The following is a 12,051-nucleotide window of genomic DNA, read 5'->3' on the forward strand; positions in this document are numbered from 1 at the left end:
TAATGAATACGGCCCAACACAACCCCTGAGCCATCTAAAAATCTATCTACTCCACTACCTCAAAACGTGTTTTACGCTCTTTCTGCTGCCCTGTCACGGTATCGATAACCTGTACCCTGAGGTCGTACAGTCCCGGCTTCAAATCGGCGGTCTCAATTTCAAGATCCTCAATTACATTCCGGTCTTCGTTGGTGAAATTGAGTGTCAGTACAAATTCTGCCTCATCAGTCCGTATGCTTCCGTCCTCTTCCACGGGCAGGATGCGATAGGTGAGCTCAAACCGTGTAAAACCCGTGTTGTCAGCCATTCGGGCAAGGTTGTATACTTCAAAATGAAGAACAAGGGTAGTTTCAAACGGTACTACGCCATCATTTGCCACCCGAAATGAAAAAGGTTCCGTTACGGCCTCATCCGATTCATAACCGAGTACCAGGTCTGCCATTTCAAGCGAATCCGTATGGCTTACAAGCGGTTTTGGGATCCTGTATTGCATCCTGTTCAGACCTCTTACCTCAGAAGCAAAGGGAGTATCAAACAGGTTTGTGTCATCCGGGTCAAAGTTCAGAAGTTTCACCGAAGCAGAGCGCTGGCTTCGGCCGGTGTGGCTTGTTCGGAATAGTGACCGAGACGGAATGGCATCGGACGAAGGCCGTTCTAAAATTAATTCTGGGGTGGCTTCCCAGGTTGAACCTATCGACCAGTCTTCATCATATTCAAGGAGCGAATGGGTTAAATCATAGCTCCCATACTCTTCCAGAACATTTGTACGCCGAACCGGTGATTCGCCCGGGTAGTGGTTCCTGTTAAAGTCGATCAGAAAAGCTTCCTGCGGCAGGCTTTCCAGATACGTGAGCATATAAGGTGTTCCGTCCTGATCCAAAAAACGGTATTGGTACACATAGAGCGGTATTTGAGGCATTCGCTGCATATATGTCGACTGCTCTACGGGTGCCGGGGCTCTGCGCTGCTGCAGCGATTCCCTGCTCTCGGCACGTACAGCCAGGTCCATTCCGCGAAATACCTCCTGCCCTTGCTCCAGTACCGCACCCCTGATTTCATTCAACCTGTTTTCAAAATAGGTATCAGACTGCACAAGCTGTTCGTAGTAAAGAAGCTGCAGTATCAAAGCAGGTGTAAATCCGGCACGTGTAAATTCAACTCCTTCCTCCTCAAGCTCTTCAACCGACTGATATGCACGTTCGGGAATAAAATCTCCTACGCTGCTGCGATGCGAAAACTCACCTGTGTTCACATTCGTGCCAAAAAGAAAAATCACGGGGGCATTTTCCCCGGGATTGAGGTCATTGTAAAACCAAATCTCGTATTCCGGGTATCGATGAAATTCGTATATGGCGTCCTGAAGCCTGTTGAACAGCTCCATCTGTTGTTCAGCACTAAGTTCACGGTCGTAAGGCCGCTCTTCACTCTGCGTGCTCTCTGCATAGGGGTTCAGTTGGTTTTCCAGCCAGCTTTGAATATTGAGGTTTTGCAGAGTCAGGATTCCGGTCCGGATACGATCAGGTGCTCCGTAACGAACATACATGAGTCCCCTGTCGTCCGTGCCAAAAACCGTATTGCTGTTCTTTGTGTAGCGCTGCCTGGCTTCGGCAATCCGAATCCAGTGTTCAATCAGGCGTTCATTTGATATTTCTGAAGGAGTAGGGTCTTCCTGAACCCAGAAGCCCCGCATATCGGCTCCCAGCTGTTTGTCTTTGTTCTCCCACCAATCAACCCACTGCCTGTAAATTCCCCGGCCGGTAATGGGCTTTAAACGGCTTATCTCCTGCCGAATTGCAACACGGCTTTCAGGTCCGGATGGATCCAAAACTGCTTTGTAATAGAGCTGTGTCGCCTGCCCGTAATACTCTTTCATACGGTTTTCAGTTACAACACGGATGTATTCAATACCGATTCGCGCATCAACGCCGCCCTCTGTCTGATACGCATTGTACCACACATCGAGTGCACGGGTACGATTACCGTTGTAGAGCTCCTCAAGCCCTCGCTCATAGGCCCGCTGAGGCTGTGCCTGTAACGATGCAGAGAAGAAGATCAGCAGCAGAACCGGCAGTAGATATTTGAAATAATTATTCTGAACCATAAAGTGCCATAAATTAACGCATTTTCATATAAATGCCACCCGCTTCATTTCATCTTGTTATAAGCCCGTGTACCGGCTTATCGGCCCACTGCTCCAGCAATCCGTTCAATGTATGTGCCTCATAATTCCCTTTAAATACCTGAATGGAATGCACAATTTTAGTACCTTTATCCTGAATTGAATATCCGTGATTTATGGCCCAGCACTACAGAGCTCTTACACGCACTTATCGCCCCCAAACGTTTGACGACATTGTATCACAGGAGCATGTAACCAGTACGCTGAAAAACGCCATACGCCAGAAACGCATCTCACACGCCTATATGTTTTGCGGCCCCCGGGGTGTTGGAAAAACCACGATGGCGCGTGTGCTCGCCCGGGCAGTAAACGAAATTCCGGAAAATGTAGACGGTGAAGCGCTCAATCAGACTCTCAATATTGTTGAGATGGATGCTGCATCGAATCGCAAGATTGAAGACGTACGCCAGCTGAAGGATGTGATTCGGGTCCCGCCGCAGAGCGGCAATTATAAGATCTTCATTATTGATGAGGTTCATATGCTTACAAAAGAAGCGTTTAATGCGCTTCTTAAAACGCTTGAAGAACCACCCGCTCATGCCATCTTTATTTTTGCCACAACGGAACCTCACAAAGTTTTACCCACAATTCTCTCAAGGGTTCAGCGCTTCGATTTCAAACGCATCAGCGTAGATGAAATCGTATCCCGGTTAAAAAATATCAGTGAAAAAGAAGATATCTCAATAGATGAGGAATCCCTCCACATCATTGCAAAAAAAGCCGACGGAGCATTGCGTGACGCTCTGGGCCTTATGGATCAGGCAATTGCATTTTGCGGTACCACAATCCACTATGACGAATTGTTGAAAGCCCTCAACGTCATTGGTCACGACTCTCTGTTTGAGTTTACCCAGGCTGTTGAAAAACGGGACACCGCCGAAGGGCTCCGGCTCATTGATCAGCTAATGAAAGAGGGGGCCGACATTCAGGAGTACCTGGTGTCGCTCACCGAACACATTCGAAATCTGTATGTTGCCAGCCAGGGAAATCAGATGCACCTGGTTGAAGCCACACCCGACACAAAACAACGATATAAAGAGGGTGCCAAACCCTTTTCAGAGGAAGACCTCATGCGAATGCTGCACATGGTCAGCGAAGCACAGGTCAAAATCAAGGACGTGCAGCAGCCGCGGGTTCATTTTGAGATCCTGATGCTTAAGATGATCCATATGGGGCGAACGCCTGAACTCCGTAAGATTCTTCAGGGGCTGGACGACATAAAAAAAAACGGCGCTAGTCACTCCCATAGTGTAAACGGGTCAATTCTGCCGCAGAATCGAGAGCAGGAAAAAGCCACTGCAAACGATCACGGCAATGCGGCGCAGTCTGAACCGAATCCTGAACCGGCCCGTAAACAAAGCCCCTCTTCCGGTGACGAAACCGCCGGTGAATCTTCTTACGAAAGTATCAAGCCACAGGTTAATGGTGATGCAGAGTCAGAAGAAGAACCTCCAGCTGATACAGATTCGTCTGAGTACGTGAAATCCGGTCTGCCGTCTTCTCCCAATCCTGAAGAGAGTGATTCCGTTTCCGACAATGATTTTCTTATGGTGAAACCCAGCCTGGGATATGCTCAGGGGATTAGCTCCGCTTCAGTATCCGAACAAGGTGATGCAACATCAGTCGCGGAGCAGACAGAAGATGATAAAGATTTGCGTCACACTATCTCAGGAATCGGGGACGTCGAAAAGCACTGGAAACAGTTTCTGAACAACATAAAAGAGAACGCTCCGCAAATGCTGTACTTCCAGCTGCTGAGAGTTGAAATCAAGGAACTGAAGGGAACCGACCTGATTGTATCAGCTGATAATGAGTTCGCTACGAGGCTTTTGGAGGAGAATCAGCAGATGCTCTCTTCCATGTTTCGTGAAGTGTCGGGCACATTTTTGAGAATGAAATGCATTGTGGAACGTTCTGAAAAGAAAAAATCGGAATCCCTGAGCCCCTATGAACGTTTTAAAGAGCTCCAAAAAAAGGACCCCAATCTCAGAACCATTGTGGAACTGTTTGGGGCAGAACTTGAGTATTAGGCAAAAGGCAAAAGGTCCCGATTCCTCGGGAGCAAATGGCAAAAGTTCGATTTAATCTAAGTTATATCAATATTTATCAGTATTTTATAATCTTATTTCAACCTTCAACCTTCAACCTTCAACCTTCAACCTTCAACCTTCAATCTTCAACCTTCAATCTTCAACCCGTAACCTGTAATCCACTTTTCACTTAATAAGTTAACCCCTCACCCATTATGAGCCAATTTAACATGGCCGACATGTTCGGCAAAATCTCCGACCTCCAGAGTAAAATGAAAGAAGCTCAGGAGCGGCTTAGTGAAGTCATTGTTGAAGCCGACGCAGGCGGAGGAATGGTTACCGTAAAAGCCAATGGAAAAAGAGAAGTTCTACAGATCAATGTCGACCGCGACGTTATCGACCCGGACGATAAAGAGATGCTGGAAGATCTGATCGTTGCAGGCGTAAATAAAGCCCTCGAAAAAGCAGAAGCAGCCGGCAAGGAGAAGATGCAGGAAGTTTATAAGGACATAATGCCCGGCGGAGGCCTGCCCGGAATGGATATGAGTAAGTTCGGCCTCTGACAAACCAGCGATTGATGAATATCTATTCAACAATCAACACCCAATAATCATCAATCTGAAATGCAGATAACCTCAGAAGCGCTCGAGCGCGCAATTGAAGAGCTTGCCCGTTTACCGGGAACCGGGAGAAAATCGGCGCAGCGAATTGCCATACATCTTTTAAAACAGAGTGAGGAGCGCGTTCTCACGCTTGCCGAAACCCTGATACAGCTCAAAAAATCGGTAAGCCGGTGTTCCGTCTGCGGCACCATTACCGACCGGGATCCCTGCCCCATCTGCAACAATCCAAAACGCGTGAACGGTACCATCTGCGTGGTGGAAGAGTTCCAGGATGTCTACATCATTGAAAAAACCAATGAGTTCAGAGGACGTTACCACGTTCTGGGCGGCATCATCTCACCACTCGAAAATATCGGCCCCGATGATATCCGAATCAAAGAACTCCTGACGCGATTAAACAGTGAAGAAGAGGACATACAGGAAGTGATCCTGGCCCTCAATCCTGACGCCGAGGGCGAGGCAACAAGCTACTATATCAATAAATTGCTGCTCAACTACGACGTACGCGTTACACGCATTGCTTACGGTATACCGATGGGAACCGAGCTCGAATTTATCGATGAAGCCACTCTCAGCCGCGCTTTTGCCAGCCGCACTGCCTTTTAAATATTAATTGATACACAACCTCGAAACGATTATGATTCGAACAATCTATAAAACGACGTTTACATTACTTCTCAGCCTTTTGGGAATTTTCATACTAAGCAGCGCAACTGCATGGGCCCAGCAAGCCGGGTACTGGCAGCAGGAAGTGGAGTATGAAATGGATATTGATTTTAACGTTGAAACCAACCGGTTCGACGGATTTCAAAAACTGACGTACCACAATCATTCTCCCGACACGCTGAACCGGGTTTTTTACCATCTCTTCTTCAACGCTTTCCAGCCGAACAGCATGATGGATGTGCGTTCCCGAACCATCGCTGACCCCGACAGGCGCATCCGCGACAGAATTTTCCATTACGATGAAACAGAGATTGGCTATCAAAGAGTGGATCGCCTCACGCAAAACGGTAGCGATGTGGAGTACACCATTGAGGGTACCATCATGGAAGTGCATCTCAATGAGCCGGTTGCACCCGGCGAATCCGTTGTTTTTGAAATGGATTTTAATGCACAGGTTCCTCTGCAAACCCGCAGGTCGGGCCGCGACAATGCGGAAGGAGTTCGTTATTCCATGTCGCAATGGTATCCAAAGATTGCGGCCTATGATGAAATGGGATGGCACGCAAATCCCTACATCGGTCGTGAATTCTATGCTCCGTTCGGAACATTCGATATAAAAATTCATATCGACCGCGATTACGTTGTAGCATCGGGATCTATCCTGCAAAACCCAGAAGAGGTGGGTTACGGCTACGAAACACCCGGCATAGAAGTGAACCGGCCCGACGGTGAGAAATTAACGTGGCACTTCACGGCCGAAAATGTACATGACGTAATGTGGGCTGCCGATCCGGATTACACCCATACAACCGCACAGGTTCCCGGAGGCCCCCTGCTCAGGTTCTTCTATCAAAGCGAAACGGTGGCCGAAAATGCCTCCGATGATGAACAGGCGCAGCTGCTGGATAACTGGGAAGCCCTGCCGGAGTTAACCGTACAGGGATTCCGGTATATGAGTGAAAACTACGGTGATTACCCCTACGAAGAGTACGTCGTGGTACAGGGGGGTGACGGCGGCATGGAGTATACCATGGGAACGCTGATAACGGGCAACCGCTCACTGAGAAGCCTCGTCGGTGTAACCGTCCACGAATTTGTGCACGCGTGGTACGAAGGCGCCGTCGGGAACAACGAAGTATACGACCAGTGGATTGATGAAGGCTTCACTACCTATTTCTCTGCCTTTATCACAAATCATCTATTTAATAACGGCGAAGGCGATCCCATGCTCTCCCGTTACAACAGTTATTTTCGTGTCGTGCAGGCGGGAATTGAAGAGCCCATGCACAAACATTCCGACCACTACGTTACCAACACCGCATATGGTATGGCATCGTATACCAAGGGTGCCATGTTCCTGCATCAGCTGGGGTACGTGATTGGAGACGAAGTACTCAAAAACACGCTGAACCGCTTCTATGACGAATGGAAATTCAAGCATCCATCCGGTTATGATTTTCTTCGCATTGCTGAAGAAGAGAGCGGAATGAATCTGAAATGGTACTATGAATACTGGGTTACCACAACCCAAACCATCGATTACGGCGTTGCGGAGGTTACCGGCAGCGATCAGTCATCTGTAATTACCTTGGCAAAAAATAGTACTATGCCCATGCCTCTCGATGTCAGGATAACCTATACGGACGGATCACAGGAGTGGCACTACATCCCTCTCAGAATCATGTGGGGAGAAAAAGAAAATCCATACCCGGACGCATCATGGAACACTTCTGAAGACTGGCCTTGGGTGTTTCCGGAATATGAACTGTCTATAAACCGGCCGCTTAATGAGATTGCCAGGGTTGAAATTGATCCTTCAATGAGAATGGCAGACGTGAATCGAAATGATAATGTCTGGGCACCAGTCAGCGATGCCGATTCATCACAGGATGCAGGCAGGAAATAACCAACCCTTGCAGCCTCTCTGAAAAAGCCAACAAATAACAGAATTCATTTTAACATCTCCTGAAGGAGATCCCAGCCTATGTCTGCCAACAGCACTGACGACTACGCAGCCCGATCAATAGAAGCACATAAAAAATACGGGGGCAAAGTTGCCATTCAATCCAAAATGCCCCTCGATACACCGGACGATCTGAGCATTGCCTATACACCCGGTGTAGCACAGCCGTGCCTGGAGATAGCTGAAAACCGCGAAAAGGCCTACGACTACACAAGCAAACAAAATACGGTTGCTGTTGTCAGCGACGGATCGGCTGTTCTGGGCCTTGGCAATATAGGCCCCGAAGCTTCCCTTCCGGTTATGGAAGGAAAAGCAATTTTGTTCAAAAAGTTTGCCGGTGTAGACGCCGTCCCGATTGTGCTCGCCACCCAGGATACGGAGGAAATTGTACAAACTGTGAAAATGATTGCTCCCGGATTCGGCGGCATCAACCTGGAGGATATTTCTGCACCCAGGTGCTTTGAAATAGAAAGGCGCCTCAAACAGGAGCTTGACATTCCGGTAATGCACGATGACCAGCATGGAACAGCTGTTGTTACCCTTGCAGGAATGTTCAACGCCGTAAAAGTTACCGGGCGCACGTTTTCTGACCTCAATATCGTGATTAACGGAGCCGGCGCCGCGGGCATTGCAATCATTTATCTGCTGCGTGAAATTGGCGTTAGGCAGATTGTGATGTGCGACAGCCACGGAATTATACATAGTGAACGGGGCGACCTCACACCCGTTAAACAGGAAGTGGCAGAACTGACAAATAAGAACAATCTCAAGGGCGGGCTGAAAGACGCCATAAAAGGGGCTGATGTTTTTATTGGAGTCTCTGTTCCTGGAGTTCTTAAGGCCGATATGGTTCGGACGATGAGTGAGAATCCCGTTATCTTTGCAATGGCAAATCCGGTGCCGGAAATTATGCCTGCTGAAGCAACTCAGGCCGGAGCCAGAATTATCGCAACCGGACGATCCGATTTTCCCAACCAGATCAACAATGTACTTGCTTTTCCGGGCATATTCCGCGGGCTGCTCGATGCCAGGTACTCAAAACTTACCAATAAGATGTACATCGCAGCTGCGCGGGCCATCGCAAAAACGGTAAAGGAACCAAATGTAGATAAGATTATACCCGGCCCCTTTGAACCGGGCGTGGCTGAGGCAGTAGCGGAAGCCGTTCGCAGCTGCTCCGGTGAATAGAATCAGATTTTCGGCTGTTTCGCATCATTGCCATACCATACCTACCGCTTCTCTTGGGATACTTCAGGCAAATGAATATCCGCTATAACCGGCAGATGATCGGAGGGAAAACGATCGTTATAGCGATCATCGGCAATTTGATGCCTCAAAACTTCAATATCGCTCTTCACAAAAATATAGTCGATCCGTGACTCCGGTTCCCGAAGTTCCATCCAATTGTTAAAAGAAGCCGTTGGTCCTTGATGACCCGTATTGGATGCGTAACGAGCATCTTTCACGGCAGGATCATTCTTCAGAATTTCATACACATCAGACTCTTCAGTGATATTCAGGTCACCGGTAATCACAAACGGGATACCTCCCGAAATTCGTTTCGCCTCATTAAGCAGCAGCGCTGCACTCTCTTTGCGTGACTCCGTGCCCATGTGGTCAAAATGAGTATTGAAAAGAATAAACTCCCGTCCGGTTGTTTTCTCTTTGAACCTTGCCCACGTAACAACCCTCGTGATGGCTGCGTCCCACGAAAGGCTGCCCGGAATATCCGGGGTTTCGGAAAGCCAGAACGTATTGGTCTGCAAAAGCCCGAATTTGTTACTGTTATAGAAAATGGGCGAAAATTCCCCGCCTCTGTTGCCGTCGCTCCTTCCTGCTCCCACCCAGAAATAGTTTTCAAGCGCATCCTGAAGCTCCTCAAGCTGGTGCACGAGGGCTTCCTGCACACCGATCAGATCCGGGCGATACTTCTCTTCAATCAAATGCGACACATGATGTGACCGGTTGGGCCAGGAATTGATACCGTCGTCCGGATTGTCAAACCGGATGTTGTACGACATGATTCGTACTACATCCTCCGAATCCTGCTCAGAGCCATCCGGCTGCTGTTGCAAAAACCTGTAACCGGCCATAGCGGCCAACGGGATAAGTATTAAAAATCCGATCAGCTTCATCATAAGGAAGCTCTTTTGTATTAAGCTTTTCGTGGATCAAAGATGAAATAAAGCAGACTCTCTGCAACAATCATGGATCACACCTGTTCAGGCATCAACAACTAAACACCAAACACTAAACCCTACTTTTTAAACAGCGTACTCACCACAAACCAGATATTTTCCTTCCTTTCCATGAGCCTGCGCTTGAAGTATGGAAACCACATGGTTCCGTAGGGTACGTAAACACGCGCATTGTATCCATTTTTTACCAATTGCTCCATGGTCTCTTCCCGAAGCCCGTAGAGCATTTGAAATTCAAACCTGGCTTTTCCGATTTTTTGCTCACCGGTGTACTCTTTTACCCACTCTACGAGTTCATCGTCATGAGTTGCAATCCTGGGGTAGGGCGTTTTTTCAAGTAAAATTTTTGTGTACTCCTTGAAAGCCTCACGGATGGCTGACATATTCTGCAGTGCTATTCGCTCGGGTTCTTTATATGCGCCTTTGCAAAGCCTGACATCAGCTCCCAGCTCAGCCAGATCTCGGATATCATCTTTTGTGCGGTGCAGATATGCCTGAATCACAATACCCACATGTTTTCCATACTTCTTGAAGGCGTCCCTGAAAATATCAATGGTAGTCTGAGTGTAATCCGATCCCTCCATGTCAATTCGCACAAACGAGTCGAGGCGTTTTGCTTCCTCGAGCAGGCTGTAAAGATTGTCTCTGCAGTAATCATCATCAATATCCATCCCCAGCATCGTCAATTTGATCGATATGGTGCTCTTTAACCCTGCAGAGTGAATATCATTCAGAAGACGGATATACTCCTTTACTGTTTCATCCGCTGTGGTGCGCTTCTTTACATTTTCTCCAAGCAGATCCAGTGTTACACTGATTCCTTTCTCGTTCAGTGATTTGATTTTGGGTACCGTGGCCTCAAATGTCTCTCCGGCTACAAATCGTTTCGCAAATACAAATGGCAATCGCATATTATCCTGTTTTGGTAGAAATCGGGCATAATAATAGTAAACTCTCGGGTCAGATACATCAGCAGACTATATCTGCAACCACCTTTTTTTCCGGGGCTGAAACATCCTGTACATCTCCTGCGTAAGCTTTAAAACTTCTGATAAGCTATGGTTATAGTACAATGAATGACTACCACACAATAGGAAAAGGACATATATATCTTATAAAACTGTCTGTCTCACTTGCGGTTTTCTACATCGTCATTCTTCTATCCTTTATCTGATAATATAAACCTATTACGGTCATGTTTGAATTCCTGAAAAAACTCATTCTTCTGATACTCTCCCTTTTGACGTTTACCATGACAGATCTTCTTGCACGGCAGAGCGGAGATCCTTTCAGAGCGGAAACATTCCAGACCTCGTCCACACCCGACGTGCAGGTAAGTACCTCGGGCGGTTCGGTCATATTTCACGGGCAAAGCAGTGATGAAGTACGTGTTTACATGTATGCCCGAAGAAACGGCTCGTATCTGTTGCCATCTGATACAGATCTTGAAAACTTTGACATCATCATCGAACAGCGCGGCAATGGCATTGTTGCAGAAGCGAGACGAAGAGGCAATGGCCCATTCTCTTTCTTCAATAGGAATAACAATATTTCGATCTCTTTCGAAGTCTATCTTCCGGAAGGCTCAGCTGCAGACGGCAGAACAAGCGGAGGCAGCGTCAGCGCTGAAAATCTGTCGAATGCCCTCAACCTTAGAACAAGTGGCGGAAGCGTGAACGCGTCAAACATATCGGGAAATGCTGAATTACGCACTTCAGGCGGCAGCATTAACCTGGAGAACATAAATGGAACCCTGTCTGCCGGAACCAGCGGAGGCTCTATCCGTGCCTCCAACCTGACAGGTATGGCAGAACTCTCAACTTCGGGCGGATCCATTCGGCTCGACGGCATAGCGGCGCGCATATCTGCCAGAACCAGCGGTGGGAGCATACGCGCTGAATTCATTGATTTCAGTGATGATATCGAACTCAGAACCAGCGGAGGAAATATCAACATAGACCTGCCTCAACGAAACAACTATGACCTTGAATTAAGAGGCAGCAGAGTCGATATGCAGCTCAGGAATTTTACCGGTGAGGTTGAGCGTAACTACATAAAAGGAGTAATCGGTGAAGGCGGCCCGCTTCTCAACGCCAGAACATCGGGCGGATCCGTAACCGTACGCCAGTAACCTCCATTTTTTACAGAACAAATTTACGAGACGGGGGACGGTACGCAATTTATCTCCCCCTTCCCCTCCACCATCCTCTTCTGCTCTGCATGTCCCGGTCAGGATAGGTCAGATCCATTTCATTCACATCTCTGCTCACCACAAACCGACTCGGTAACCTGGTGCAACGAACTGTCTGTTACGGGCAGATCCCTAAGCATACAAGAACAAACAGGTTTTTAGACGTATAGTTTTTATATTTCCGCAACTCATATCTGTGGA

9 protein-coding genes are annotated in these 12,051 nt (G+C 47.8%); 6 read left to right on the top strand and 3 right to left on the bottom strand.

Going from position 1 to position 12,051, the window contains the following annotated elements:
- Positions 1 to 46: 46 nt before the first annotated feature.
- Complete coding sequence (locus tag DDZ15_RS01220) at positions 47 to 2,101, bottom strand: GWxTD domain-containing protein (RefSeq protein WP_109644051.1); 2,055 nt, start codon at positions 2,099 to 2,101, stop codon at positions 47 to 49.
- 194 nt (positions 2,102 to 2,295) lie between these two features.
- On the opposite strand from DDZ15_RS01220, the gene dnaX reads away from it, so the two are divergent.
- The 5 genes from dnaX (at position 2,296) to DDZ15_RS01250 (ending at position 8,649) form a co-directional block, all read left to right on the top strand.
- The gene (gene dnaX / locus DDZ15_RS01225) at positions 2,296 to 4,209 is read left to right on the top strand and encodes a DNA polymerase III subunit gamma/tau (protein ID WP_109644052.1); all 1,914 of its coding nucleotides are present in this window, start codon (positions 2,296 to 2,298) and stop codon (positions 4,207 to 4,209) included.
- Positions 4,210 to 4,424: 215 nt separating this feature from the next.
- Positions 4,425 to 4,772 (top strand): YbaB/EbfC family nucleoid-associated protein, encoded by a 348-nt coding sequence (locus DDZ15_RS01235; RefSeq protein WP_109644053.1) that lies wholly within the window; start codon positions 4,425 to 4,427, stop codon positions 4,770 to 4,772.
- 60 nt (positions 4,773 to 4,832) lie between these two features.
- The gene (gene recR / locus DDZ15_RS01240) at positions 4,833 to 5,438 is read left to right on the top strand and encodes a recombination mediator RecR (RefSeq protein WP_109644054.1); all 606 of its coding nucleotides are present in this window, start codon (positions 4,833 to 4,835) and stop codon (positions 5,436 to 5,438) included.
- A gap of 31 nt (positions 5,439 to 5,469) precedes the next feature.
- A complete protein-coding gene (locus DDZ15_RS01245) occupies positions 5,470 to 7,404 on the top strand; it encodes a M1 family metallopeptidase (protein ID WP_109644055.1) in 1,935 nt (644 codons plus the stop codon).
- 78 nt (positions 7,405 to 7,482) lie between these two features.
- Positions 7,483 to 8,649, top strand: coding sequence for an NAD(P)-dependent malic enzyme (locus DDZ15_RS01250; RefSeq protein WP_109644057.1), 1,167 nt, complete (start codon positions 7,483 to 7,485; stop codon positions 8,647 to 8,649).
- A gap of 41 nt (positions 8,650 to 8,690) precedes the next feature.
- Here the strand turns inward: DDZ15_RS01250 and DDZ15_RS01255 are convergent, their stop codons facing one another.
- Complete coding sequence (locus tag DDZ15_RS01255; protein ID WP_109644059.1) at positions 8,691 to 9,599, bottom strand: endonuclease/exonuclease/phosphatase family protein; 909 nt, start codon at positions 9,597 to 9,599, stop codon at positions 8,691 to 8,693.
- Between the two features lie 119 nt (positions 9,600 to 9,718).
- Complete coding sequence (locus DDZ15_RS01260) at positions 9,719 to 10,570, bottom strand: proline dehydrogenase family protein (protein WP_109644061.1); 852 nt, start codon at positions 10,568 to 10,570, stop codon at positions 9,719 to 9,721.
- A 284-nt stretch (positions 10,571 to 10,854) separates the two neighbouring features.
- Between DDZ15_RS01260 and DDZ15_RS01265 the strand changes: the two genes are divergently transcribed.
- Positions 10,855 to 11,790: a DUF4097 family beta strand repeat-containing protein gene (locus DDZ15_RS01265; protein WP_109644063.1), complete on the top strand. Its 936-nt coding sequence runs from the start codon at positions 10,855 to 10,857 to the stop codon at positions 11,788 to 11,790.
- Positions 11,791 to 12,051 lie beyond the last annotated feature (261 nt).

The organism is Rhodohalobacter mucosus (genome assembly GCF_003150675.1).
Taxonomy (GTDB): Bacteria; Bacteroidota; Rhodothermia; order Balneolales; family Balneolaceae; genus Rhodohalobacter; species Rhodohalobacter mucosus.

Excerpts from the sequence above, each read along its gene's own strand:
- DDZ15_RS01265 (WP_109644063.1), top strand. The coding sequence starts at position 10,855 with ATGTTTGAATTCCTGAAAAAACTCATTCTTCTGATACTCTCCCTTTTG.
- DDZ15_RS01250 (WP_109644057.1), top strand. The coding sequence starts at position 7,483 with ATGTCTGCCAACAGCACTGACGACTACGCAGCCCGATCAATAGAAGCA.
- DDZ15_RS01220 (WP_109644051.1), bottom strand. The coding sequence starts at position 2,101 with ATGGTTCAGAATAATTATTTCAAATATCTACTGCCGGTTCTGCTGCTG.
- recR (WP_109644054.1), top strand. The coding sequence starts at position 4,833 with ATGCAGATAACCTCAGAAGCGCTCGAGCGCGCAATTGAAGAGCTTGCC.
- DDZ15_RS01235 (WP_109644053.1), top strand. The coding sequence starts at position 4,425 with ATGAGCCAATTTAACATGGCCGACATGTTCGGCAAAATCTCCGACCTC.
- DDZ15_RS01260 (WP_109644061.1), bottom strand. The coding sequence starts at position 10,570 with ATGCGATTGCCATTTGTATTTGCGAAACGATTTGTAGCCGGAGAGACA.
- dnaX (WP_109644052.1), top strand. The coding sequence starts at position 2,296 with ATGGCCCAGCACTACAGAGCTCTTACACGCACTTATCGCCCCCAAACG.
- DDZ15_RS01255 (WP_109644059.1), bottom strand. The coding sequence starts at position 9,599 with ATGATGAAGCTGATCGGATTTTTAATACTTATCCCGTTGGCCGCTATG.
- DDZ15_RS01245 (WP_109644055.1), top strand. The coding sequence starts at position 5,470 with ATGATTCGAACAATCTATAAAACGACGTTTACATTACTTCTCAGCCTT.